Raw genomic sequence first — 24,582 nt, 5'->3', positions numbered from 1 at the left:
GCAGTGATCTTGTAGGGGGACAGGCGATCTCGCGATTTGTCAACTCGGGCCGCCACTTGACGAGTTTCGTCCGACACGTCACGCTATTCACAACAGCGGCGGCTGTCACAGGGGACAGAACGCCGGCGAGGGCCTTGCGAACGCAGCCAGCGGACTTGCGGCCCGGCCGGAAACCGTGTGGAGACCGTCACTCGGCTGTGGTGATATCGGCGTTCTGATCGCCGGGATATCGACACGGACACACCGGGGCGAAGTTGCCGCCCACGGATCGCCACGGGTGGTACTTTGACACCCCCGTAGGTTTGGGTGTAGTTTTGGACGTTGCGCTGGCTGCCTCCTGTCCATACCTCGATCGCATCACGAAAGTTCCACCTTCCGGTGTTACTTCCGCTGTTTGCTGTTCGGGTTTCGTTCGGGTCGTAACCAGCGGAATTCGTAGCAGACAAGCGACGGTCGCGGACCACCACGCGACGCGCGTGAGGTGCTGGAAGGACGCATCTTGGCAGTCTCCACCCAGACCAAGGCCGGTATCCCCGGAGCCCCGAAGCGGGTGTCTTTCGCGAAGATTCGTGAGCCCCTGGAGGTTCCCGGACTTCTCGATCTACAAACCGAATCGTTCGCCTGGCTGGTCGGTTCAGCAGACTGGCGTGAGCGTGCCATCGCGCGCGGCGACGTCACCAATCCCGTCGGGGGTCTCGAGGAGGTGCTCGAGGAGCTGTCTCCGATCGAGGACTTCTCCGGCTCCATGTCGCTGTCCTTCTCCGACCCGCGCTTCGAAGAGGTCAAGGCCTCCATCGAGGAGTGCAAGGACAAGGACATGACCTACGCGGCGCCGCTGTTCGTGACCGCGGAGTTCATCAACAACAACACCGGTGAGATCAAGTCTCAGACGGTCTTCATGGGTGATTTCCCGATGATGACCGACAAGGGCACGTTCATCATCAACGGCACCGAGCGCGTCGTCGTGTCGCAGCTGGTCCGTTCCCCGGGTGTGTACTTCGACGAGTCGATCGACAAGTCCACCGAGAAGACGCTGCACTCCGTGCGCGTCATCCCGTCGCGCGGCGCGTGGCTGGAGTTCGACGTGGACAAGCGCGACACCGTCGGCGTCCGCATCGACCGCAAGCGTCGCCAGCCGGTCACCGTGCTGCTCAAGGCGCTGGGTATGACCACCGAGGAGATCACCGAGCGCTTCGGCTTCTCCGAGATCATGATGTCGACCCTCGAGAAGGACTCGACCCCGGGTCAGGACGAGGCGCTGCTCGACATCTACCGCAAGCTGCGCCCGGGCGAGCCGCCGACCAAGGAGTCCGCGCAGACCCTGCTGGAGAACCTGTTCTTCAAGGAGAAGCGCTACGACCTGGCTCGCGTCGGTCGCTACAAGATCAACAAGAAGCTCGGCCTGAACCTGGACAAGCCGGTCACCGGTTCGACGCTGACCAAGGAAGACATCGTCGCGACGATCGAGTACCTGGTCCGCCTGCACCAGGGCGATCGCCTGATGACCGCTCCCGGCGGCTCCGAGGTCCCGGTCGACGTCGACGACATCGACCACTTCGGCAACCGTCGTCTGCGGACGGTTGGCGAGCTGATCCAGAACCAGATCCGCGTCGGTCTGTCCCGCATGGAGCGCGTCGTGCGTGAGCGCATGACCACCCAGGACGTCGAGGCGATCACCCCGCAGACCCTGATCAACATCCGCCCGGTCGTGGCGGCGATCAAGGAGTTCTTCGGCACCTCGCAGCTGTCGCAGTTCATGGACCAGAACAACCCGCTGTCGGGTCTGACCCACAAGCGTCGTCTGTCGGCGCTGGGCCCGGGTGGTCTGTCCCGTGAGCGCGCCGGCCTGGAAGTTCGTGACGTCCACCCGTCGCACTACGGCCGCATGTGCCCGATCGAGACCCCGGAAGGCCCGAACATCGGCCTGATCGGCTCGCTGTCGGTGTACGCGCGGGTCAACCCGTTCGGTTTCATCGAGACCCCGTACCGCAAGGTCGTGAACGGCCGCGTCACCGATGAGGTCAAGTACCTGACCGCCGACGAGGAGGACCGCCACGTTCGTGCGCAGGCCAACTCTCCGGTGGACGCCGACGGCAACTTCCTCGAGGACAAGGTGCTCGCGCGCCGCGGCAACGAGGAGATGGAGTTCGTCGCGCCGACCGAGGTGACCTTCATGGACGTCTCGCCGCGCCAGATGGTGTCGGTCGCGACCGCCATGATTCCGTTCCTCGAGCACGACGACGCCAACCGCGCCCTCATGGGCGCGAACATGCAGCGTCAGGCCGTGCCGCTGATCCGTTCCGAGTCGCCGCTGGTCGGCACCGGTATGGAGCTGCGCGCCGCGGTCGACGCCGGTGACGTGGTCGTGAACCAGAAGGCCGGTGTGGTGGAGGAGGTTTCGGCCGACTTCATCACCGTGATGCACGATGACGGCACCCGCCGTTCGTACCGGCTGCGTAAGTTCGAGCGTTCGAACCAGGGCACCTGTGCCAACCAGCGTCCGATCGTGGACGAGGGTATGCGGGTGGAGGCCGGGCACGTGCTCGCCGATGGTCCGTGCACCGAGAACGGTGAGATGGCGCTGGGCAAGAACCTGCTCGTGGCGATCATGCCGTGGGAGGGCCACAACTACGAGGACGCGATCATCCTGTCGCAGCGCCTCGTGGAGGACGACGTGCTGACCTCGATCCACATCGAGGAGCACGAGATCGATGCTCGTGACACCAAGCTCGGTGCCGAGGAGATCACCCGCGACATCCCCAACGTCTCCGACGAGGTCCTGGCCGATCTGGACGAGCGTGGCATCGTGCGTATCGGTGCGGAGGTTCGTGACGGCGACATCCTGGTCGGCAAGGTCACCCCGAAGGGTGAGACCGAGCTGACCCCGGAGGAGCGGCTGCTGCGCGCGATCTTCGGTGAGAAGGCCCGCGAGGTCCGCGACACCTCGCTGAAGGTGCCCCACGGTGAGTCGGGCAAGGTCATCGGCGTGCGCGTGTTCTCGCGTGACGACGACGACGATCTGCCCCCGGGCGTGAACGAGCTGGTGCGCGTTTACGTCGCGCAGAAGCGCAAGATCCAGGACGGCGACAAGCTGGCCGGCCGCCACGGCAACAAGGGTGTCATCGGCAAGATCCTCCCGCAGGAGGACATGCCGTTCCTGCCCGACGGCACGCCGGTCGACATCATCCTGAACACCCACGGTGTGCCGCGTCGTATGAACATCGGCCAGGTGCTGGAGACCCATCTGGGTTACATCGCCAAGACCGGTTGGCAGGTCGACGGTTCCCCGGACTGGGCGAAGAACCTGCCCGAGGAAATGATCGGCCAGCCCGCCGACACGAACATCGCCACTCCGGTGTTCGACGGTGCGCGTGAGGAAGAGCTGACCGGCCTGCTCGGTTCGACGCTGCCGAACCGCGACGGCGAGAAGATGATCAACGACGACGGCAAGGCCATCCTGCTGGACGGCCGTTCCGGCGAGCCGTTCCCGTACCCGGTCTCGGTCGGCTACATGTACATCCTGAAGCTGCACCACCTGGTCGACGACAAGATCCACGCGCGTTCGACCGGTCCGTACTCGATGATCACGCAGCAGCCGCTGGGTGGTAAGGCGCAGTTCGGTGGTCAGCGCTTCGGTGAAATGGAATGTTGGGCCATGCAGGCGTACGGCGCGGCCTACACCCTGCAGGAACTCCTCACCATCAAGTCGGACGACGTTGTCGGCCGCGTGAAGGTGTACGAGGCGATCGTCAAGGGCGAGAACATTCCGGAGCCGGGAATCCCGGAGTCGTTCAAGGTTCTGCTCAAGGAGCTCCAGTCGCTGTGCCTGAACGTGGAGGTGCTGTCCTCGGACGGCGCCGCCATCGAGATGCGTGACGGCGACGACGAGGACCTGGAGCGTGCCGCGGCGAACCTGGGTATCAACCTGTCCCGCAACGAGGCTGCGACGGTCGACGACCTGGCGCAGTGAGCGAACGGTCCTGGAGCGCCGAGAGGCGCTCCAGGGCAACGGATTTGAACTTTTGCTCATTCTCAACCCGAACAGGGGAAAGGAAGTTACGTGCTAGACGTCAACTTCTTCGATGAACTCCGGATCGGCCTGGCGACCGCCGAAGACATTCGCAACTGGTCGTTCGGCGAGGTCAAGAAGCCGGAGACCATCAACTACCGCACGCTGAAGCCGGAGAAGGACGGCCTCTTCTGCGAGAAGATCTTCGGTCCCACCCGGGACTGGGAGTGCTACTGCGGTAAGTACAAGCGTGTCCGCTTCAAGGGCATCATCTGTGAGCGCTGTGGTGTCGAGGTCACTCGCGCCAAGGTGCGTCGTGAGCGTATGGGCCACATCGAGCTGGCCGCCCCGGTCACCCACATCTGGTACTTCAAGGGTGTGCCGTCGCGCCTGGGCTACCTGCTCGACCTCGCGCCGAAGGATCTGGAAAAGATCATCTACTTCGCCGCGTACGTGATCACCTCGGTCGACGACGAGCTGCGCCACAACGAGCTGTCCACTCTCGAGGCGGAGATGGAGGTCGAGAAGAAGTCGGTCGCCGATCAGCGCGACGCCGACCTCGAGGCCCGCGCCCAGAAGCTGGAAGCCGACCTGGCCGAGCTGGAGGCCGAGGGCGCCAAGTCCGACGTCCGCCGCAAGGTCAAGGACGGCGGCGAGCGCGAGATGCGCCAGCTGCGCGACCGCTCCCAGCGTGAGCTGGACCGGCTCGACGAGATCTGGACCACCTTCACCAAGCTGGCCAAGAAGCAGCTGATCATCGACGAGGTGATCTACCGCGAGCTGCAGGACCGCTACGGCGAGTACTTCACCGGTGCCATGGGTGCCGAGGCGATCCAGAAGCTCATGGAGACCTTCGACATCGCCGCCGAGGCCGAGAACCTGCGCGAGACCATTCGCACGGGCAAGGGCCAGAAGAAGCTGCGCGCGCTGAAGCGTCTGAAGGTCGTGGCCGCGTTCCAGACCAACGGCAACTCGCCGATGGGCATGGTCCTCGACGCCGTGCCGGTGATCCCGCCGGAGCTGCGCCCGATGGTGCAGCTGGACGGTGGCCGCTTCGCGACCTCCGACCTGAACGACCTGTACCGCCGCGTCATCAACCGCAACAACCGGCTGAAGCGACTGATCGATCTGGGTGCGCCCGAGATCATCGTGAACAACGAGAAGCGCATGCTTCAGGAGTCGGTGGACGCGCTGTTCGACAACGGCCGTCGTGGCCGTCCGGTCACCGGTCCGGGTAACCGCCCGCTGAAGTCGCTGAGCGATCTGCTCAAGGGCAAGCAGGGTCGTTTCCGTCAGAACCTGCTCGGTAAGCGTGTCGACTACTCCGGCCGTTCGGTCATCGTCGTCGGTCCGCAGCTGAAGCTGCACCAGTGTGGTCTGCCCAAGCTGATGGCGCTCGAGCTGTTCAAGCCGTTCGTCATGAAGCGTCTGGTCGACCTGAACCACGCGCAGAACATCAAGTCCGCCAAGCGGATGGTCGAGCGTCAGCGTGCCCAGGTGTGGGATGTCCTCGAAGAGGTCATCTCCGAGCACCCGGTGCTGCTGAACCGTGCGCCCACCCTGCACCGCCTGGGTATCCAGGCCTTCGAGCCGCTGCTGGTCGAAGGTAAGGCCATCCAGCTGCACCCGCTCGTGTGTGAGGCGTTCAACGCCGACTTCGACGGTGACCAGATGGCCGTGCACCTGCCGCTGTCGGCGGAGGCGCAGGCCGAGGCCCGCATCCTGATGCTGTCCTCGAACAACATCCTGTCGCCGGCGTCGGGTCGTCCGCTCGCCATGCCGCGTCTGGACATGGTGACCGGTCTGTACTACCTGACTCGCCTGGAAGAGGGCGCGAAGGGTGAGTACCGCGCGGCCACCAAGGACGAGGCCGAGTTCGGCGTCTACTCCTCGCCCGCCGAGGCGCAGATGGCCGTCGACCGCGGTGAACTCACCGTGCGTTCGCTGATCAAGATTCGTCTGACCGAGCAGCGTCCGCCGAAGGACGTCGAGGCCGAGCTGTTCCCGGACGGCTGGCAGCGGGGCGACGCGTGGATCACCAAGACCACGCTGGGCCGCGTCATCTTCAACGACCTGCTTCCGGCGGACTACGCGTTCATCGACGAGCCGATGCCGAAGAAGCGTCAGGCGGCGATCATCAACGATCTCGCCGAGCGCTACCCGATGATCGTCGTGGCGCAGACCGTCGACAAGCTGAAGGACTCCGGCTTCTACTGGGCCACCCGCTCCGGTGTCACCGTCTCCATGTCGGACGTGCTCGTTCCGCCGGAGAAGGCGGAGATCATGGAGCGCTACGAGGCGCAGTCGGATCAGATCGAGAAGAAGTACCAGCGTGGTGCGCTCGATCACCAGGAGCGCAACAACGCCCTGGTCAAGATCTGGCAGGAAGCGACCGAAGAGGTCGGTAAGGCGCTGCGTGCGCACTACCCGGCCGACAACCCGATCATCACGATCGTCGACTCGGGCGCGACCGGTAACTTCACCCAGACTCGTACCCTCGCCGGTATGAAGGGTCTGGTTACCAACCCGAAGGGTGAGTTCATCCCGCGGCCGATCAAGTCCTCCTTCCGTGAGGGCCTGACGGTTCTGGAGTACTTCATCAACACCCACGGTGCGCGAAAGGGTCTGGCCGACACCGCGCTTCGTACCGCCGACTCGGGTTACCTGACCCGTCGTCTGGTGGACGTGTCGCAGGACGTCATCGTGCGCGAGACCGACTGTGGCACCGAGCGCGGCATCGTGGTGCCGATCGCGGAGAAGCAGGCCGACGGCTCGCTCATCCGGGACGCCCACGTCGAGACCAGCACCTACGCTCGTACGCTGGCCACCGACGCGATGGACGCGAACGGCAATGTCGTCGTCGAGAAGGGCCACGACCTGGGCGACCCCGCCCTGGAGGCGCTGCTCGAGGCCGGCATCACCGAGGTGAAGGTCCGCTCCGTGCTGACCTGCACCACCGGCACCGGCGTGTGTGCCACCTGCTACGGCCGGTCGATGGCGACCGGCAAGCTGGTGGACATCGGTGAGGCCGTCGGTATCGTCGCCGCCCAGTCCATCGGTGAGCCCGGTACCCAGCTGACCATGCGTACCTTCCACCAGGGTGGTGTCGCGGGTGACGACATCACGGGTGGTCTGCCCCGAGTTCAGGAGCTCTTCGAGGCTCGTGTGCCCAAGGGCAAGGCCCCCATCGCCGAGGTGTCGGGTCGCGTGCGGCTCGAGGACGACGACCGCTTCTACAAGATCACCATCATTCCGGACGACGGTTCGGACGAGGTGCTCTACGACAAGCTGTCGAAGCGTCAGCGACTGCGGGTGTTCAAGCACGAGGACGGCTCCGAGCGTCTCCTGGCCGACGGTGACCACGTCGAGGTCGGTCAGCAGCTGCTCGAGGGCTCGGCCGATCCGCACGAGGTGCTGCGTGTGATGGGTCCGCGTCAGGTGCAGGTCCACCTGGTCCACGAGGTCCAGGAGGTGTACCGCTCGCAGGGTGTGTCCATCCACGACAAGCACATCGAGGTGATCGTCCGCCAGATGCTGCGCCGCGTCACCATCATCGATTCGGGTGCGACCGAGTTCCTCCCGGGTTCGCTGGTGGAGCGCGCCGAGTTCGAGTCCGCCAACCGCCGCGTGGTCGCGGAGGGTGGCGAGCCCGCCTCGGGTCGCCCGGTGCTGATGGGTATCACCAAGGCGTCGCTCGCGACCGATTCGTGGCTGTCGGCGGCCTCCTTCCAGGAGACCACCCGCGTGCTCACGGACGCCGCGATCAACTGCCGCTCCGACAAGCTGATCGGCCTGAAGGAGAACGTGATCATCGGTAAGCTGATCCCGGCCGGTACCGGCATCAACCGGTACCGCAACATCCAGGTTCAGCCCACCGAGGAGGCCCGCCAGGCCGCGTACGCTGTCCCGTCCTACGACGACAGCTACTACAGCCCGGACGGCTTCGGCACCTCCACCGGTGCCGCGGTCCCGCTGGACGACTACGGCTTCAGCGACTACCGCTGAGCCCTGTAGGCAGCCAATAGGATTCGGCCCCCGCTCCGATCGGAGCGGGGGCCGAACTCTTTTCACGTCCGGGTGCGCATCGCGGGTTTGTGCTGGTTGAGGCGATTTGGCCCATCCCCGGTGGAGGAGCTGACATGTCCGTTGGTCGTGTTCGTCACGGTGTCGTCGCGGCAGTCTTCGGGGTGGCGGTGCTGTCCCTGTGGGCGCCGCAGGCCGTGGCCGATCCGGGCGGCGGGCTGGGTGGCTGTCAGCACGGTGAAGTGCTGAGCGGCACCAGGATTCCCGGTACCGGCAGCGCCGGCCAGAGTGTGCGGCGCGAGGCGGATCTGTGGGGGTGCTCCGGTCCGCTGCTGCCCGGCATCGGGTCGGGCCATTTCAGTGCCGAATTGCCGTTCAACAGTGTCGACGCGCCGTCCACGGGCCAATTCGCCTGGGCCGACGGCAGTTTCAGCACGGTGATCGGCCGGCCCAATGCGTTGTGGACGATCACCGACGGTCCCGGCAGCGGCCACACTTTCCGGTTCAACCTCGCCGGCGACATGAACGTGTGGTGGTACCACGGGGACAACAGCATGCCCGTGGACTCGATGATCTTCCTCGAGTGAATCGGGAATGCTCGAGTGGTCGGGAGTGCTCGAGTGAATCGGTATGCGAACGGCCCGCGCTCTGACGAGGAGCGCGGGCCGAATCGTGGTGCGGGGTGGGTCAGTTCGCCGGTTGCGGGGCGGGGAGGGCGGCGAAGACCGGGCGGAAGAGGTTGCCGGTGCCGGGGGCGAGGGTGTCGACGTAGCTGAGGGCCGCGTCGGTGGCCTGCTGGCCGCCGGACATCTGGAGCCCGATGGCGCCGCCGACGACCCCGCCGACCACGGCGAGCAGGGGAGCGGTGATGAAGTCGAGGACGAACAGGCCGACGGGGAAGCCCGCGATGAAGCCGATGGTGGCGCCTATGGCCGCGCCGGTGGCTACCGCGGGGAGGTTGGCCTGGACGACGTCGAAGAAGTGCTGCTGGGCGTCGACCTCACGGACCGGGGTGTCGGATTCCGCGATGGGGGTGAGGGTGAGCCGGCGGTTGTCCTGGTCGATCGTCGGGGTGAATTCGGCTGTCCTGCCGTCGATGTCGTACTTCAGGGGGACAGTGGAGACCAGGACGCCGTCGTCGTTGGTCACGATGACGGCGTCGCCGTCCCAGGTGGCGAGGAAGCGCCCGGCCTGCAGGGTGCTGACGGCGGCGCGATGGTCGGCGGTGAGGGCCACGTCATAGCCGATGTTGTGATCGGTGCCCTTGATCTGCAGGGCGGGTTGCTCCGGAACCTGCGCCGGTTCGGCGGTTGCGGTGCCCGCGACGGTGGTCGCGGTCAGGCAAAGCAGGGCGGGCGCAAGGTATTTGGTCATAGCCATCGTGGTTTCCCTCGAGTTGCGGACTGGTTCCCCGACATTTGCGACAAACTACCGTTATCAACTCGAGATGTGAAGGGTTGTGGCGCACAAGGGCAATCGACAAATGGAATCGGCAGGTCAGCGCCGGTGTCAGGAGTGCGGCGTGGCGTTCGTGAGTGGGTCGTCCGCGGGCTCGCCCAGTCGGACCACCACCACGCCGATGAGAATCGATGCGCCACCGAGCAATTGGATCGGCGCGGGCGCCTGGCCGAGCAGCGCCCAGGAGAACAGAATGGCCGCCAGCACCTCGCCGAGCGCCGCGAAGGATGCCAGCCGGGAGCCGAGCAGCCGGGTGGCGGCAATGCCGGTCACGTACGAGACGGCGGCGGTGATCACGCCGAGCGCGAGCAGCGGTGCCCACCAGTCCACGGTGCAGCCCTGGAACGCGACGGAAGTGGTGGTGGCGTGCAGCGGCACGATGCCGATCAGTCCGGCCGCCAGAATGCCGAGCCCGCCGACCAGCAGTCCGCCGGTGGCCAGCACGGTGCCGGGTACCTGATCCCCGGCATGGGCGGACAGGATGAAATACGCTGCCGCGCCGACCATCGCGCCCAGTGCCCAGGTGATGCCGACCCAGCTGGTGGCCGTGCCGGAGTTCAGGTCGAGCACCAGGATCAGGCCGGTCACGCCGATGACCGCGCCGAGAACGGTTGCGCGCCCGGGCTTCTGGCTGTGCCGCAGCCACAGCCACACCACCACCGCGATGGGTGCGGTGTATTCGATGAGCAGTGCCACCGCGACGTCCATGTGCGCGACGGCATTGAAGTAGGCCAGCTGCGCGGTGGCGACGGCGAGCAGGCCGTAGCCGGCGAGCAGAGCGGCATTGCGGCGCAGCAGATTCCAGTCGCCGCGCAGCTGCCGCGCGGCCACGGGCAGCAGGACCAGTGCGCCGAGCAGTACGCGCACGATGACCACGGCGGCCGGACTCCAGCCGGCGTCGATGAGCCCGCGGGCCAGCGGGCCGGAGAGCCCGAACGCCGACGCCGACAGCGCGGCGCAGAGCAGTCCGGAGCGCAGCCGGTGCGCCGCCGCCCTGTCATGAGTCAAAGTCGCCATGACAAATGACGCTATGCGGCCCGGGTGTAATCTGTCAAAGTGATTTTCGCTGATGACACAGTGGCGGCCATGGCGGCGGCGGTGGAACTGGTGAACTCGGCCGAGGACCCGGACACACTGACCGAGATCGCCCAGCTGGACGAGTTTTTCGTCAAGCACGGCTACACCGGCGTCCATGCCCGCACCCGGGCGGAGCTGACGGCCGTCCGTGCCCAGCGCGCCCCGCTGCGCCGCCTGCTCACCGCCGACCGCGACACCGCGGTCGACCTGGTGAACGCCATCCTGGCCGAGCATCGCGCGGTGCCGCGGCTGGTCCGCCACGACGGCCTCGACTACCACATCCACGCGGTGCCGCCCGAGGCTCCGCTGGATGTCCGCATGGCCGTCGAGACCGCCATGGCCATGATCGACCTGATCCGCGCCGACGAGCTGTCCCGGCTGGCCATCTGCGCCGACGAGACCTGCGCGGGGATCGTGCTGGACCTGTCCCGCAACCGTTCCCGCCGCTACTGCTCCACGGCCTGCACCAACCGCAACGCGGTCGCGGCCTACCGGGCTCGCAAGATGGTCGGCTGAGTCCGCGGGACGGTCAGCTGATCACGTCGGCGAGCCGATCCACCTGATCGGCGTCGCGGCCGTAGCAGTACAGCATCACCTCGTCCGCCCCGAGATCGCCGAATTGCCGGATGGCGTCGCGGATTTCGCCGGGCGTGGTCAGCATGCCGTCGACCATGAAGTCGGCGCGGCCGGAGAATTCGTAGTACGCGCCCATGGACGCGCGGGCGTCGTCGAGCACGGCGTCCGGGCCGAGCGCGACATTGACCTGGGCCACGATCCGGGGCGCGCCGGTGCGGCCGTGGTCACGCCAGGAACGGCGGACCGTATCGAAGAGCCCGCCGGCCCAGGAGGGCGCGGCGGCCGCGAGGAAGCCGCCGCCCCAGCGGCCGACGCGTTCCAGCGCGGCGGGCTGGAAGCCGCCGAAGAGCAGTTCCGGGCCGGGCAGCGAGCTCGGCGCGGGGCCGATGGGCCCGCAGGTGGAACTGAACGGTTTGCCCGCCCAGAGGTCGCGCATGAGGCCGACCTGCTGATCGAGGCGGCGGCCGCGGGTGTGCAGTTCGGTGCCGGAGGCCTCGTGGTCGTCGGCGCGCCCGCCCACGCCGAGGCCGAGCACAAAGCGCTCGCCGGACAGCACATCCAGGGTGGCGGCCTGCTTGGCGAGCAGTGCGGGATCGCGCAGGGGAGCGATGAGGACCTCGGTCTGCAGCTTGACGCGGCTGGTTGCGCCGGCGAGCACGCCGAGGGTGACCAGCGGTTCGGGATTGTCGTAAACCAGCCGATCGAGCAGGCCGAGGGTGGAGAAGGGGCCGGCATCGGCGCGGCGCGCCCAGTCGAGCAGGGCGGCGGGATCGGAAATGGGGAGTCCGAGACCGATGTGCATGGGAATAACCTCCACGGAGAGATGAGTGGGCACAACTGCGCTGCCGCCCACTCCGCGCCTCTCCGGAGGCGGATGCTCTCATTCTGCGGCACAACTTCCGGAGAGCATCTCTTGGATTGTGGCCAATATAGGGCGTTTTCCCGCGACCGCGCAACAACCGCCCTCAGCCGAGGGCGTCGGTGAGCCGATCGCGCAGACCGTCCAGCAGCGCGGTGAGGCCGAAGGTGAAGCTGCTCTCGGGGGCCGCGTTGTAATCATTCGCGGTGGTGGGGTTTTCGAGGCGGCGGCGCAGTCGCGAGTAGTGGCCGGCGATCTCGGTTGCCTCGGACATGGCCTGTGCCAGTTGGGTTTCGGCGCCCTCGCCCTTGCGGGTGAGACGCCGGTTCAGGGACACGTCGGCGGCGTGCCCGACGGCATTGCCGAGGACGAACATGAACAGGGTGGCCGCGGCCCGGTCGGCCCCGGCATCGTCGAAACCCGCTTTCTCGAAGGCGCCCAGTATGCGGTCGTCGTAGCGGGACTTGTTGGGGCCGTAGTGCAGATAGCCGGCCTGGGCCTGCACGATCCAGGGATGCCGGGTGATCATCGCGTACATCCCGTCCGCGAGCGCTTCGGCGGCAGTGCGCCAGTCGAGGGCCTCGAGGTCGGGTAGTTCGATTTCACGCCAGATCTCGTCGGTGGCCAGCCGGACCAGGTTGTCCTTGTTCTTCACGTGCCAGTACATGGCCGTGGCGGCCGAGTCGAGGCGTTTGCCGAGGCTGCGCATGTTCAGTCCGTCCAGTCCCTCCTCGTCGAGGAGTTCGATGGCGGTGCGGACGATCTGTTCCCCGGTGAGCGTATCGCGCGGCATGGCGTCACTCTAGGCGCTCACCTGGGACTTTCACAAAGTTCAAGAAATCGCTTGCACTTAGTTCAAGTGTGGCGTTAACTTCGTCTTGTACTTAGTTCAAGTGGCTGCCCGCGGGTGGCCTGCCGCAAGGGGAAATCGCCATGAACACCGTCATCGCCGCCATCGAACTGACCGCTGCCGCCGCGTTCGTGAGCATGCCGATCGTGCGCAATCGCTACGGCACGGCCGCGATGGCCGGCGCCGAGGCCGAACTGGCTCGGCAGGGCGTGCGCACCACCGCGCTACGGGAGAACGGCATGCGTTTCGACGCCAGCGGCCACGAGTGGTGGGCGCCGGGCGGCATCGCCACCCTGCTGGTTGTCATGGCAGGGCTGAATCTGGCCGGATTCGATTGGCTGCGCCCCGTGAACTGGGTGGTGATGGCGCTGTTGTTCCTCGGCAATTCGGTGATCGTCTACAGCAATCTGACCGCGGTGCAAACGGTTCGGGCCGCCTTCGCCCGCAAGAACGATCCGGAATTGGCCCGCATCGACGTCCCGGCCCTCCTCGCGGTGGCCGAGTCCGGCTTTCCGGCGTGGACCTGGATGCTCCAGAAGGTGCGTAATACGGTCGTTTTTGCCGGTGCGCTGCTCGGGTCGGCTGTTCTCGTCCTCGCGTGAATCGGGATTGCTCCGGGTGCGTGGGGCGGGGTTCGGCGATAGTGTTTGCTGCGCCGCCCTGGCGGGCCGGTGGATGGTGCTAGCGTGCCCCTACGCTGTACGAGTTCAATCGGGGTTTTCCAGGTAATGACGATGAGAACACAACTGCCGCTGCGGCCCTACGATGTCGTGCTGATCGGCGGCGGCATCATGAGCGCGACGCTCGCGATGCTGATCAAGCATCTGGAACCCAGCTGGACCATCGGCGTGTACGAGCGATTGCCCGAGGTGGGCTCCGAAGCGTCGGCGGCCTGGAACAATTCGGGCACCGGCCATGCCGGACTGTGCGAACTCGATTACACCACCGAGAATCCCGACGGCAGTATCGATATCGAGCCGGCGCTCGAGCTCAATGAGCAGTTCCAGCTCACCCGGCAGCTGTGGGCGTCGCTGGTGGAATCCGGGGTGCTGCGCAAGCCGGAGACCTTCATCAATCCGGTCCCGCACCTGACGCTGGCGCGCGGGCAGCGGGACGTGGATTTCCTGCGCCGCCGCCACGAAACCATGTCCGCGCACCACCTTTTCGCGAATATGCGATTCAGCGACGACCCGGAGGTCATTGCCGACTGGGCTCCGCTGATCACCCGGGGCCGTGACGCATCCGAGCCGATCGCCGCGACCCGCGATATCACCGGTAGCGATGTGGATTTCGGCGAACTGACCGGCCAGCTGTTCCATTGGCTGCGCTGGAAGGATGTCGAGATCCACCGCAACTGCGAGGTGCGCGGGCTGCGCCGCAACAATGACGGCACCTGGCAGTTGCGGGTCGATTGGCGCACCGACAACGACCGCCTCACGCGAAAGGTGGACGCCCGCTTCGTATTCGCGGGCGCGGGCGGCTGGGCGCTGAAAATCCTGCAGCGGGCCGGTGTTCCGGAAGTGCACGGTTACGGTCTGCTGCCGGTCAGTGGTCGATTCCTGCGCTGCGACAATCCCGCCGTGGTGGCCGAGCACGACGGGAAGGTCTACGGCAGCGCCCCCTCCGGTGCGCCGTCGATTGCCATGCCGCACTTGGATACCCGGGTCGTGAACGGCGATCGCGCGCTGCTGTTCGGTCCGTACGCGGGGGCGAATCCTCGTTTCCTGAAACAGGGTTCGCTCTTCGACGCCGCGGGGTCGATGCGGCCGGGCAATACGGGTCCGATCGCGGCCATGCTGAAGTCGAATCCCGAGCTGATGCGGCTGCTGGTGGCCCAGCTGGCCTCGACCCGGAAGAAGAGGCTCGCCGCGCTGCGGGAATTCGTCCCCGAGGCGCGCGCCGAGGACTGGACCCTGATCACCGCGGGTCAGCGCGCCCAGCTGGTGAAGCCGGATCCTGAGCGGGGCGGGGTGCTGGAGTTCGGGACGGAAGTCGTTGCCGCGCAGGATGGTTCGATCGCCGCGGTGCTGGGCGCCACGCCGGGTGCGTCGACCGCCCCGGTGATCCTGCTCGAGGTGCTGGAACGCTGCTTCCCGCGCTACTCCCGGCTCTGGGAGCCGCGGTTGCGCGAGCTCATGCCGACACTGGGGCAGAGCCTGGCCAAGGATCCGCGGCTGGCGCGTCAGACCATGGCCCGGACCGCGGAGGCGCTGGGCCTGGCCGGCCGAGTGGTGGGCTGACCGGCGGGAAGCTGCCGTGGATCCGTGGCAGGAAGCTGTCGTGGACAAAGCCGCGTCCGGCCCGGTATGAAATTGGAACAGGTTTCAATTTCCGGCCGGGCAGGAGAGGCGATGGACAGCGCTACCAAGGATGAGGCGAACGCCGCCATGGGCGAAATGGTGATGGCGGGCTTCCAGAAGCTCGGCTTCATCCAGTTCACCGGTATCGAGGGTGTGGACTATGCCCCGGGCCGCAATGTGGTCCGCATGGCCGCGCGCCCCGAGCACTTCAACCACAATGGCGATATCCACGCCGCCCTGCTGTTCGGCCTGGCCGAGACGGCCGCGATGGGGGCGTCCATCTCCGGCATCGTGGATCTGCTCGGCGACACCTTCATCGTCGCCCGCGACGGCCGCATCGAATACCTGGCCCGCGCGAAGGGCGAGGCGGGACCGTTCAGCGCCACCGCCGAGCTGACGCCGGAGACCATCGCCGAGACCCGCGCGAACATCGAATCCCACACCGAGATCGAGCTCGAGGTGCCGGTGACGATCGCCGACGTCACCGGCAAGCCCGTGGCCCGCGCCACCTTCACCGCGGTGATCCGGCCGCGCCGGAAGTGATTCCGGCTCGAGCGGAGTGACTCAGCGCTCGCTGTCGAGCATGGCCATCTGGGCGGGCGCGTAGCGGCCGCCCGCCACCTGGTCGGCGGGTACGGCCGCCTCGATGGTGGCCAACTCGTCCTCGGACAGCTGAATATCCACCGCTGCAACGGCTTCCGCCCAGCGCTCAGGACGCCGCGCCCCGATCAGCGGCACGATGTCAGTGCCCCGCGACAGCACCCAGGCGATGGCCAGCTGGGCCACGCCCACCTGGTGCTCCGCCGCGATCTTCGCCAGCGCGTCGACCAGGCGCAGGTTGGCGTCGAGGTTCTCGCCCTGGAAGCGCGGGCTGTGCGCGCGGAAATCGGAGGGCGCGAACTGCTGCCCGGGCCGCAGCGAATCGCTCAGCAGGCCGCGGGAGAGCACCCCGTACGCGGTGATGCCGATGCCGAGTTCCCGTGCGACGGGCAGGATTTCGGCCTCGATACCGCGCGAGATCAGCGAGTATTCGATCTGCAGGTCCACGATCGGGTGCACGGCCGCGGCGCGGCGCAGCGTCTCCGCGCCCACCTCGGACAGGCCGATGTGGCGGATGTAGCCGGCCTGCACCAGCTCCGCCAGGCCGCCGATGGTCTCCTCGATCGGAATGTTCGGGTCCAGTCGCGCGGGCCGGTAGATGTCGACGTAGTCGGTGCCCAGTCGCTGCAGCGAGTAGGCGAGGAAGTTCTTGGTGGCCGCGGGCCGGGTATCGACGCCGCCGAAGCTGTTGTCGGGTCCGCGCAGCGCGCCGTACTTCACGCTGAGCAGGACGTCCTCGCGCTTGCGGTCGGCCAGCGCCTGCCGGATGAGCAGTTCGTTGTGGCCCATGCCGTAGAAGTCGCCGGTGTCGATGAGGTTCGCGCCCGAGTCGAGGGCGGCGTGCACGGTGGCGATCGAGACGGCGTCGTCCGCCGTGCCGTACATGCCGGACATCCCCATGGCCCCGAGGGCCAGGCGGGAGACGGCGGGCCCGGTCTTGCCGAGCTGGACGGTGCTGAGGTTCGTGGTCATGCCGATAACACTGCGCCCCCGTGGCGGGGTCCGGGAGAGGAGCGTTCATCCAGGGATCGCCGATCCCTGGTTACCGCCTGTGGACGGGCTGTGGAGGAATTCGCGCGGCACAGACTGGGATCGCCGGTACCTGGCTAGCGGGCCGGGGACGGGGGACAGTGGGGAGGTGGATCGAACCGAGCTGGCCGACTTCCTGCGCCGCCGCCGTGAGCAGCTGCAACCCGCCACCGTCGGGTTGCCGCCGGGCGCGCGCCGCCGCACCCCGGGCCTGCGCCGCGACGAGGTCGCCATGCTCGCGGGCATGTCGACCGACTACTACACCCGGCTGGAGCAGGCTCGCGGCCCGCGCCCGTCCGTGCAGGTGCTGGCGTCGCTGGCGCGGGCGCTGCGGCTGACCGACAGCGAGCGCGACCATGTCTACCATCTGTCCGGCCACCAGGCCCCCGCGCGCGGCGGCGACAGTCACGTGGGACCCGGCCTGCTGCACCTGCTCTCGAAGCTGGACGACACCCCGGCCGTGGTCATCTCGGACCTGGGGGAGGTGCTGGTGCAGAACCGCATGCACACCCTGCTGTCCGGGGACTACTCGCAGCGGCGCGGGCTGGAACGATGCGTCCCGTGGCGCTGGTTCACCGAACCGGGCTCCCGCGCCATCTTCCCGCCGGAGGACTGGGAAGCCATGAGCCACAAGCATGTCGCCGATCTGCGCGCGGTCTCCGCCCGCCGCGCCGGCGACGCCGACGTGACCGAGCTGGTGGCCCGGTTGCGGGCCGCCAGCCCGGAGTTCGAGCGGCTGTGGAACGAGCACGAGGTGGGCACGGGGACCGGCCACATCAAGCGCATGATCCACCCGGAAGTCGGCGTGCTGGATCTGATCTGCGAACCGCTGCTCACCCCCAGCGCCACCCGGCACGTGCTGATCTACTACCCCGCGCCCGGCACCGACACCCAGGAGAAGCTGGATCTGTTGCGGGTCATCGGAACTCAGTCGATGACCAGCCGCTGACGTTCGGCCGCAACGAAATCGGCCCCGAACCAGTGCGGTTCGGGGCCGATATTCGTCTCACTCGTGCGGCACGCCGCTGCTCACTCGTGCGGCACGCCGCAGCTCACTCGTGCGGCACGCCGCAGCTCACTCGTGCGGCACGCCGCAGCGGCGCTTGCGTGGCTTCAGATGCAGCCCCGGCAGCGGCGGCGCGGGGATCCGCTGGTCGGGCGTGTGCCCGGCGATATCGGCGAAGCGGCCGACATCGTGCTTCTCCCAGTCGTTGCGGGCCTGCTCGATCTCCTCGTGGCTGCGGGCCACGAAGTTCCACCACATGACCAGATCCTCACCGAACGGTTCACCGCCGAGCAGCAGCAGATGCGCGCCGCCCGTGGCGTCGTGCAGCCGGAGGGACTCGCGGTCGCTGCCGAGGTAGAACAGGCTGCCGGGCGCGACGTCGGTGTCGTCGACGCTGAGTCCGCCCTCGATCACCAGCACCGCGTGCTCGAAGTCCGGGTTCAGCGGCAGCGTCACCGCTGCGCCCGCTTCGAGGCGCAGATCGGCGCCGACGATCGGGGTGTAGGCCCGCGCCGGGGAGGTGACCCCGCCGAGCGAGCCCATCAGGACGACGCCGTGCAGCCCCGGCAGCGTGAACTCGGGCAGGTCTCGATGCTGCTCGAAATGCGGTGCGATACCCCGGGATTCGTCCGGCAGTGCCACCCACAGCTGGAGCCCGTGACCCGAAATGTGACCCGGCACCCGGTATTCCGAGTGCGCGATGCCGCGTCCGGAGGTCATGAGGTTCAGCTGCCCGGGTGCGATCTCCACATCCGAGCCCACACTGTCGCGGTGGCGGATCCGCCCGTCCAGTGGCCACGTGACCGTTTGCAATCCGATATGCGGATGCGGGTCGATGTCGTGCCCCTCCGGGTTGGCGGGCGAGCCCCCGTCGAAATGGTCGAGGAAGCACCATGCGCCGACGGTCGGCAGGTCACGCTGCGGCAGCGACCGGAAGACGGTCACCCCGCGCACGCCGCCCAGCGGCACCTCGCGGGCCGGGAAGAACTCGGCGCGTGGCCCGGGCCGCCCGGACGATTCGCACAGCGCCTCTTCCGGCCGTGGCTCCAGATCACTCATGCCCGCTCCTCCCTGCTCACCTCTTGATGCCCTTGCCCACCACGTATTCGTCGTATTCCGGGTGCTTGTCCAACCAGCCCTTGATGAACGGGCAGCGTGCCACGATGACGCGGCCGCGGGCGATCACATCCTTGATCGCCTCCTGCGCGAGCAGATTCGCCAGGCCCTTGCCGCTGAATTCCTGATCCACCTCGGTATGAATGAAGGTGGTGTCGTTGTCGTCGCGCTCGCGGTACTCGCTGAACCCGGCGAGCGAATTCCCGTACCACACCTCGTACCGGTGTTGCGCGTCGTTCCGAACGACTGCGGCCGTCACGGCCTGTTCGCTCATTGTTCAGTTCTCCTTCCGCACCCGCACCGGATGTCTGCTCATAATCGACACGCGATTGAACGCGCCGATAGTGGTCGCAGCCCAGATGAGAACGGCCATCTGGTCATCCGACAAATGTTGCCGCGCAGCAGCATACTCACGCTGCATGGTCTCCTCATCCGGCAATGAAGTGACCGTCTCTGCCACCGAGAGTGCGGCCTGCTGCAGTTCCGTGAACAGGTACGGACTGCGGCGCCAGGCGGTCAGGACATCCAATTGCTGCTGGGTGACACCGGCTTCGCGGGCGTACCGGGAATGCAGGTCCAGGCAGAACGGGCAACCGGTGAGCTGGGAGACGCGGACATTCACCAATTCCATGACCGCGCGGTCCAGATCGGCGGCCGCGGCGGCGTTCCGCACCGCGAACGCGACGCTGTTGAGTTCGCGGAAGACCTCGGGCGTCTGCTTGTCGATCCACACCCGGTCGTGAGTTACAGGCGACTGCATAGTGGCTGCATCGTAAGCCGAGAATGTGAACCGTGCCTTCTGGTCTGAAAATTGGTGTTTCAGACCGAGGTCTTCCGAGTGAACTCAGCGGGCCGCGGCCGCCCGCTGCCGGGCGAAGAAATCGAGCACGGCCGCATGCCAGGCGTCGGGCTGCTCCACCATGACGACGTGCCCGCCCGGGAGCTCGGTGTACTCGGCCCCCGGAATCCCGGCGGCCTGCTCGCGGGCGTTGGCGGGATCGCAGAGCAGGTCGCCGGTGAGCCCGATGACCAGTGTCGGCACCGCCACGTGCGGCAGGTCGGCGCGCACATCCGTGTGCTCGATCAGCGCCGCCTGCGCGGCGGTGCCGCCCGGGATGCTCGCCGCGGTCTGCGCCAGGATCTCCGAAAGCTGCTCTTCGGGAAGGGCATTCACGAAGTCCGCGCTGAACCCGGCGAGCAGGACGAAGCGTGCGAAGGATTCGCGGTCCCCGGCGGCCAGGGCGCGCTGCCACAGTTGGATGTTCAGCCGCGACCGATTGTCGGGCTTGGCGAAGCCACCGGTGAGCACCAGCCCGCGCACCCGCTCCGGATGCCGCACCGCCGCCCGGATCGCCACCGCGGTGCCGAGGGAGAAGGCGACGATCGAAAAGGTCTCGGCCCCGCGAGCCACCGCCTCGGCGACCAGGGCGTCGGCGAGGGAGTCCAGGGCGAGCGGAGTGTCGTCGGCCGGGTAGTCGGAACCGATGACCAGGTGATCGGTGGCGAGCAGGGGAATCAGGCCGCCGAAGTTGGCGTCGATGCCGCCGCCTCCGCCGTGGGCCAGCACGATGGCGGGGCCGGAACCCCGGACCTGGGTGGTGAGGACCGGGCTTACGGAAGAAATGTTCGTCATGGCGGCGACGTTAGGGATTCACATGGGTGTGAAGGTCAACGCGATGTGCGGGAGGTCACAGTGCTGATCGGTGAACTGTCCCGGGCCACCGGGGTGCCCGCCCGGCTGCTGCGCTACTACGAGGAGCAGGGACTGCTTGTCCCGCACCGGGATTCGAACGGCTACCGGAGCTACCCGGCCAACGCCGCGGACCGGGTCGCCCGCATCCGCGAACTCCTCGACGCCGGTCTGCCCACCCGCGATATCCGGGAACTGCTGCCCTGCGCCACCGACTCCGGCTTCCAGCACTGCGACCACTCCCGGCAGGTGGTGAGCGACGGCCTGGACCGCCTCGACGACCAGATCGCCGAGCTGACCCATCGCCGCATGCTGCTGGCCCGGCAACAGGACGCGGTCCTGGCCGCGCCCTACGACCCGAATCCCGGTGTGGCCGAGGCGTCCTGAGCCGACGCGGAGCGATCAGGCGGTTTCTTCCCGGAGGCGGCGGTTGACCTCGGTGAAACCCGCTGCCACAGCGGCCAATTGCTCCGGAGTGAAGGCGTCGACGAAGAATTCGCGCACCGTCTCGACGTGGCCCGGGGCGGCCTGTTCGAGGCGCTCGCGTCCGGCGTCGGTGAGGCGGGCGTAGACCGCCCGTAGATCGGTGCGGCAGTTGCGGCGGGTCACCAGGCCCGCCTTCTCCAGCTGGTCGACCTGGTAGCTGAGCTTGCTCTTGGAGTTGAGCAGGGTCGAGGCCAGTTCGGTCATGCGCAGCTCGCCGTCGGGGGCGGCGGCCAGGCGGACCAGGATCTCGTATTGCAGGTGGGAGAGTCCGGAGTCCCGCTCGAGCTGTCGGCCGAGTCGGCGTTCCAGCAGGCTGGAGGCGCTCAGGAAGGCCAACCAGGCCGCCCGTTCCTCCTCGTTCAGCCAGCGTGGACTCATCTGCCCAGGTTACAGCCGGTTGTTCGGGTTGGAATAACCTCCCGGCCCCTGCGGTTCAAATTTGAACGAACTGGTCCCTGGCCTCAGGAGCAATCATGAGCAGCACCTTCGTCGGCGCGAGCGTCCGCACTCGCGTGCGGATTCCGCTGACCTTCGCCGACGGCTACTCGACGACCGCACAGGCGGTCACCTTCGACGGCCTCGCCGACGGCCGCGAGCACGTCGCCCTCGTCCTCGGTGAACCCGACCTCGGCCCGGACGGGCCGGCCACGCCGCTGGTGCGGCTGCACTCGGAATGCCTCACCGGCGACGTCTTCGGCTCCGCCCGCTGCGACTGCGGGCCGCAGCTGCGCGAGGCCGTCGAGCTCATCTCCGGCACCGGCGGCATTCTGCTCTACCTGCGCCAGGAGGGCCGCGACATCGGCCTCTACAACAAGCTCGACGCCTACGCGCTGCAGGACTCGGGCCTGGACACCTACCAGGCCAATACCGAACTCGGCTTCGACGAGGACGCCCGCGACTACACCGCGGCCGCTCAGATGCTGGCCGCCCTCGGCATCGGCGAACTCGACCTGCTCACCAACAATCCCGACAAGGTCCGCCAGCTGACTGCGCTCGGTGTGACGGTGCGCGACACCGTCCCCACCGGCGTCCACGCCACCCCCGACAACCTGCGCTATCTGCGCGCCAAGGCCGAGCACACCGGGCACACCATCCGGCTCGTCGGCTGAGCCGACCATCGAACTCCGTGGCTGAGCCGACCATCGAACTCCGTGGCTGAGCCGACCATCTGACTCGGTGGCTGAGCCGACCATCGAACTCCGCGAAATCCCATGTCCCAGGCCGTGACTCACGAGCGGACGGACCGCATGCCGGTGCTCTACCTGAGTCACGGCGCACCGCCCCTCGCCGACGACCCGATCTGGCCCGGCCAGCTCGCCGCCTGGTCGGCCGAACTACCCAGGCCCATCGCCATTCTGGTGGTCTCCGCGCACTGGGAGGACGCGCCCGTCACCCTCGGCGCGACCACCACCGTGCCGCTGCTCTACGACTTCTGGGGCTTCCCCGAGCACTACTACCGGGTCCGCTACGCCGCCCCCGGCGCTCCCGACCTGGCCGCGAAAGTCCGTGCGCTGCTGGGCAGCCCGGGCCGGCCGGTGCACGAGGCGCCGAGCCGCGGCCTCGACCACGGCGCGTACGTGCCGCTCGTCGAGATGTATCCCGATGCCGATATCCCGGTCCTGCAGCTGTCCCTGCCGACCCTCGATCCGGTCGGCCTCTACAACCTGGGCCGCCATCTCGCCCCGCTGCGCGACGAGGGCGTTCTCATCCTCGGCAGCGGCTTCTTCACGCACAACCTGCGCGAGGCGAACTTCTCCATGCCGGCCGACTTCGCGCCCGGCTGGTCCCGGGAATTCGACCACTGGGGTGACGAGGCACTGGCCGCCGGTGACATCGACGCGATGCTGGACTTCGAGCACACCGCCCCCGGCGCCCGCCGCGCCCACCGAGCATTTCGCGCCGCTGTTCGTGACCCTCGGCGCGGGCGCGGACGAACTGGCCACGCAGCACACCGCCATCGACGGCTTCTGGTACGGAATGGCCAAGCGCTCCATCCAGATCGGCTGATCCGGGCGGAGCCGGCGCTCAGTTCCCCCGGCGGGCAGGACCCGACCCGACCCGGGCAGTGCCGTTCGACCCGACCCGGGCAGTGCCGTTCGATCCGACCTGCGGATCACACGCCTGACCGCCGCCGTAGAGCTCGATCTTGTGGTCGAGGACCACCAGGGTGGACTGGAGTTCCTCGATCTGGGTGAGCACTTCGGCGCGGGTTCGCCGGAACATCTCGAGCCGCTCCGGATAGGTGTGCTCCCCGGCCCGCACCAGCTCCGCGTACTTGACCATGTCGGCCACCGACATGCCCGTGCGCCGCAGCTTCCCGATGAACGCCAGCCAGCCCAGATCCCGATCGCTGAACCGGCGCTGGCCGGAGTGGTCGCGGCCCACGTAGTCCATCAGGCCGATGCGCTCGTACCAGCGCAGGGTGTCCCGGGTCAGGCCGCAGCGATCGGAGACCTCGCCGATCGAATACCGCGGCCGTTCGTGCTCCACGGTGTCCTGCGGTGCCGGATTGCGCTGTTGTACCGGTGCTGCGCTCATCGGTCTCGCCCCTTCCTGCCGAACCCGTCCACGACGTTAGTGGGTTGGAGTGCACTCCAAGCAAGCCTACGAGCGTGCGACGTCGAGGACGTGGGTGCGCGAAGTTTCGATGTGCGGCTCGACCCGCCCGTTTCGCGCCTACCCTGGGGTCATGGCTGGAAAAGACGTGGATCGGATCAGGGCCCGCTCGGCCCTGGAGACGGCCAAGGAACAACCGGTGATCACTGCCATTGCCGCGCTGCCCGTGGTGGCGGTGCTCGGCGTGGTGTGGTGGCTGCTCGGCTTCTGGCCGGCGCTGCTGCTCCTGCTGATCTTCGGTGGTGTCGTGGTATGGAAGGGCAAGCTACTCGGCTGAGCCCGGCTCTGCAGAGGCAACCGGACCTACCGAGGTACGTGGAATCGCACCAGATCACCCGTGCCCGGGTCGGCGGCTGCCCACGGGCGGTCGAACTCGATGACCGCCAGCGCCGAGGTGGGGAATTTCGCGCTCATCTCCTCGGCCGGGCCGGAATGCCGGTTGGCCGCCAATTCCCATGCCGTCCAGGGCATTCCGGGGGAGTGGCCGATGACCAGCAGGGTTTCCACGGCATCGTCGGTGAGTTGCAGCATCTCGATGATGACGTGCGGGGATGCCTCGTAGATCGAGCTCTCGAACGTCACCGGCGCGGTGATGCCGGTGGCCGCCAAGGTCTCCCGCGTCCGTGTCGAAGTGGAACAGAGGACGGCGTCGATCTCCGGCTGGGTGGCGCGCAGCCAGTCACCCGCCAGCGCCGCCTCGCGCCGCCCGCGCGGTGCCAGTGGCCGCTCGTGGTCCTGCACGCCCTCGGGGTATCCGGATTTGCCGTGCCGCATCAGGATGAGAGTCCGCACCATAGGCATTACGGTAGGGGGCCTCGAGTGCGTCCGAGAGACCGGTCTCACAGCGGTGCGCGCCGGTGCCGACGCGAGACAGTGCTCACACTCGA

General features: G+C 67.5%; 23 protein-coding genes and 1 pseudogene. 12 read left to right on the top strand and 12 right to left on the bottom strand.

Annotated elements, in window-relative coordinates:
• The first annotated feature begins 481 nt into the window (after positions 1 to 481).
• From ACQP1O_RS39615 to ACQP1O_RS39605, 3 genes are all read left to right on the top strand, one after another.
• Positions 482 to 3,970, top strand: a complete 3,489-nt coding sequence (locus ACQP1O_RS39615) for a DNA-directed RNA polymerase subunit beta (RefSeq protein WP_433563410.1) — start codon at positions 482 to 484, stop codon at positions 3,968 to 3,970.
• A gap of 90 nt (positions 3,971 to 4,060) precedes the next feature.
• Positions 4,061 to 8,014: a DNA-directed RNA polymerase subunit beta' gene (locus ACQP1O_RS39610; RefSeq protein WP_433563409.1), complete on the top strand. Its 3,954-nt coding sequence runs from the start codon at positions 4,061 to 4,063 to the stop codon at positions 8,012 to 8,014.
• Positions 8,015 to 8,148: 134 nt separating this feature from the next.
• Complete coding sequence (locus ACQP1O_RS39605) at positions 8,149 to 8,619, top strand: hypothetical protein (protein ID WP_433563408.1); 471 nt, start codon at positions 8,149 to 8,151, stop codon at positions 8,617 to 8,619.
• Positions 8,620 to 8,719: 100 nt separating this feature from the next.
• Here the strand turns inward: ACQP1O_RS39605 and ACQP1O_RS39600 are convergent, their stop codons facing one another.
• Together ACQP1O_RS39600 and ACQP1O_RS39595 are read right to left on the bottom strand one after the other, a co-directional pair.
• Entirely contained in the window at positions 8,720 to 9,412 is a 693-nt protein-coding gene (locus tag ACQP1O_RS39600; RefSeq protein WP_433563407.1) for a hypothetical protein, read from the bottom strand.
• Positions 9,413 to 9,541: 129 nt separating this feature from the next.
• On the bottom strand, positions 9,542 to 10,507 hold the full coding sequence (locus tag ACQP1O_RS39595; protein ID WP_433563406.1) for an EamA family transporter: 966 nt from the start codon (positions 10,505 to 10,507) through the stop codon (positions 9,542 to 9,544).
• A 39-nt stretch (positions 10,508 to 10,546) separates the two neighbouring features.
• Between ACQP1O_RS39595 and ACQP1O_RS39590 the strand changes: the two genes are divergently transcribed.
• Positions 10,547 to 11,083, top strand: coding sequence for a CGNR zinc finger domain-containing protein (locus ACQP1O_RS39590; protein WP_379442003.1), 537 nt, complete (start codon positions 10,547 to 10,549; stop codon positions 11,081 to 11,083).
• Between the two features lie 13 nt (positions 11,084 to 11,096).
• On the opposite strand, the gene ACQP1O_RS39585 is transcribed toward ACQP1O_RS39590, so the two are convergent.
• Together ACQP1O_RS39585 and ACQP1O_RS39580 are read right to left on the bottom strand one after the other, a co-directional pair.
• Positions 11,097 to 11,945, bottom strand: a complete 849-nt coding sequence (locus tag ACQP1O_RS39585; RefSeq protein WP_433563405.1) for an LLM class flavin-dependent oxidoreductase — start codon at positions 11,943 to 11,945, stop codon at positions 11,097 to 11,099.
• A 163-nt stretch (positions 11,946 to 12,108) separates the two neighbouring features.
• Entirely contained in the window at positions 12,109 to 12,795 is a 687-nt protein-coding gene (locus ACQP1O_RS39580) for a TetR/AcrR family transcriptional regulator (protein ID WP_433563404.1), read from the bottom strand.
• 140 nt (positions 12,796 to 12,935) lie between these two features.
• Between ACQP1O_RS39580 and ACQP1O_RS39575 the strand changes: the two genes are divergently transcribed.
• The 3 genes from ACQP1O_RS39575 to ACQP1O_RS39565 all read left to right on the top strand — a co-directional run bounded on the left by ACQP1O_RS39575 (position 12,936) and on the right by ACQP1O_RS39565 (position 15,695).
• Positions 12,936 to 13,454 carry a hypothetical protein gene (locus ACQP1O_RS39575; protein WP_433563403.1) on the top strand — a complete coding sequence of 173 codons (519 nt, stop codon included), beginning with the start codon at positions 12,936 to 12,938 and terminating at the stop codon, positions 13,452 to 13,454.
• A gap of 132 nt (positions 13,455 to 13,586) precedes the next feature.
• Positions 13,587 to 15,092, top strand: a complete 1,506-nt coding sequence (mqo, locus tag ACQP1O_RS39570; RefSeq protein WP_433563402.1) for a malate dehydrogenase (quinone) — start codon at positions 13,587 to 13,589, stop codon at positions 15,090 to 15,092.
• Between the two features lie 111 nt (positions 15,093 to 15,203).
• On the top strand, positions 15,204 to 15,695 hold the full coding sequence (locus tag ACQP1O_RS39565) for a PaaI family thioesterase (RefSeq protein ID WP_433563401.1): 492 nt from the start codon (positions 15,204 to 15,206) through the stop codon (positions 15,693 to 15,695).
• Between the two features lie 21 nt (positions 15,696 to 15,716).
• On the opposite strand, the gene ACQP1O_RS39560 is transcribed toward ACQP1O_RS39565, so the two are convergent.
• Positions 15,717 to 16,724 carry an aldo/keto reductase gene (locus tag ACQP1O_RS39560; protein WP_433563400.1) on the bottom strand — a complete coding sequence of 336 codons (1,008 nt, stop codon included), beginning with the start codon at positions 16,722 to 16,724 and terminating at the stop codon, positions 15,717 to 15,719.
• A 166-nt stretch (positions 16,725 to 16,890) separates the two neighbouring features.
• Here ACQP1O_RS39560 and ACQP1O_RS39555 point away from each other — a divergent pair, with 166 nt between their 5' ends.
• Positions 16,891 to 17,730 (top strand): helix-turn-helix transcriptional regulator, encoded by an 840-nt coding sequence (locus ACQP1O_RS39555; RefSeq protein ID WP_433563399.1) that lies wholly within the window; start codon positions 16,891 to 16,893, stop codon positions 17,728 to 17,730.
• 126 nt (positions 17,731 to 17,856) lie between these two features.
• On the opposite strand, the gene ACQP1O_RS39550 is transcribed toward ACQP1O_RS39555, so the two are convergent.
• From ACQP1O_RS39550 to ACQP1O_RS39535, 4 genes are all read right to left on the bottom strand, one after another.
• The gene (locus ACQP1O_RS39550) at positions 17,857 to 18,846 is read right to left on the bottom strand and encodes a pirin family protein (RefSeq protein WP_433563398.1); all 990 of its coding nucleotides are present in this window, start codon (positions 18,844 to 18,846) and stop codon (positions 17,857 to 17,859) included.
• A 16-nt stretch (positions 18,847 to 18,862) separates the two neighbouring features.
• Complete coding sequence (locus ACQP1O_RS39545) at positions 18,863 to 19,177, bottom strand: GNAT family N-acetyltransferase (RefSeq protein ID WP_354836525.1); 315 nt, start codon at positions 19,175 to 19,177, stop codon at positions 18,863 to 18,865.
• A gap of 3 nt (positions 19,178 to 19,180) precedes the next feature.
• A complete protein-coding gene (locus ACQP1O_RS39540; protein WP_433563397.1) occupies positions 19,181 to 19,663 on the bottom strand; it encodes a carboxymuconolactone decarboxylase family protein in 483 nt (160 codons plus the stop codon).
• Positions 19,664 to 19,747: 84 nt separating this feature from the next.
• Entirely contained in the window at positions 19,748 to 20,536 is a 789-nt protein-coding gene (locus tag ACQP1O_RS39535) for an alpha/beta fold hydrolase (protein ID WP_433563396.1), read from the bottom strand.
• A gap of 45 nt (positions 20,537 to 20,581) precedes the next feature.
• Here ACQP1O_RS39535 and ACQP1O_RS39530 point away from each other — a divergent pair, with 45 nt between their 5' ends.
• On the top strand, positions 20,582 to 20,980 hold the full coding sequence (locus ACQP1O_RS39530; protein WP_433563395.1) for a MerR family transcriptional regulator: 399 nt from the start codon (positions 20,582 to 20,584) through the stop codon (positions 20,978 to 20,980).
• Positions 20,981 to 20,995: 15 nt separating this feature from the next.
• On the opposite strand, the gene ACQP1O_RS39525 is transcribed toward ACQP1O_RS39530, so the two are convergent.
• Positions 20,996 to 21,457 (bottom strand): MarR family winged helix-turn-helix transcriptional regulator, encoded by a 462-nt coding sequence (locus ACQP1O_RS39525; protein ID WP_433563394.1) that lies wholly within the window; start codon positions 21,455 to 21,457, stop codon positions 20,996 to 20,998.
• Between the two features lie 95 nt (positions 21,458 to 21,552).
• Between ACQP1O_RS39525 and ACQP1O_RS39520 the strand changes: the two genes are divergently transcribed.
• On the top strand, positions 21,553 to 22,188 hold the full coding sequence (locus ACQP1O_RS39520; RefSeq protein WP_433563393.1) for a GTP cyclohydrolase II: 636 nt from the start codon (positions 21,553 to 21,555) through the stop codon (positions 22,186 to 22,188).
• A 138-nt stretch (positions 22,189 to 22,326) separates the two neighbouring features.
• A pseudogene (locus tag ACQP1O_RS39515) lies at positions 22,327 to 23,086 on the top strand (dioxygenase family protein).
• A gap of 18 nt (positions 23,087 to 23,104) precedes the next feature.
• Here ACQP1O_RS39515 and ACQP1O_RS39510 read toward each other — a convergent pair.
• On the bottom strand, positions 23,105 to 23,617 hold the full coding sequence (locus tag ACQP1O_RS39510; RefSeq protein ID WP_433563392.1) for a MerR family transcriptional regulator: 513 nt from the start codon (positions 23,615 to 23,617) through the stop codon (positions 23,105 to 23,107).
• A gap of 151 nt (positions 23,618 to 23,768) precedes the next feature.
• Here ACQP1O_RS39510 and ACQP1O_RS39505 point away from each other — a divergent pair, with 151 nt between their 5' ends.
• On the top strand, positions 23,769 to 23,972 hold the full coding sequence (locus ACQP1O_RS39505; RefSeq protein WP_354836509.1) for a hypothetical protein: 204 nt from the start codon (positions 23,769 to 23,771) through the stop codon (positions 23,970 to 23,972).
• A gap of 26 nt (positions 23,973 to 23,998) precedes the next feature.
• Here ACQP1O_RS39505 and ACQP1O_RS39500 read toward each other — a convergent pair whose 3' ends face one another.
• Positions 23,999 to 24,490 carry a SixA phosphatase family protein gene (locus ACQP1O_RS39500; RefSeq protein ID WP_433563391.1) on the bottom strand — a complete coding sequence of 164 codons (492 nt, stop codon included), beginning with the start codon at positions 24,488 to 24,490 and terminating at the stop codon, positions 23,999 to 24,001.
• Positions 24,491 to 24,582: the final 92 nt, after the last annotated feature.

It is taken from the genome of Nocardia sp. CA-151230 (assembly GCF_050942175.1).
In the GTDB taxonomy this organism is placed as follows: Bacteria; Actinomycetota; Actinomycetes; order Mycobacteriales; family Mycobacteriaceae; genus Nocardia.
The sequence above is the reverse complement of the archived record's forward strand: the minus strand, read 5'-3'. Positions and strand labels throughout refer to the sequence as shown.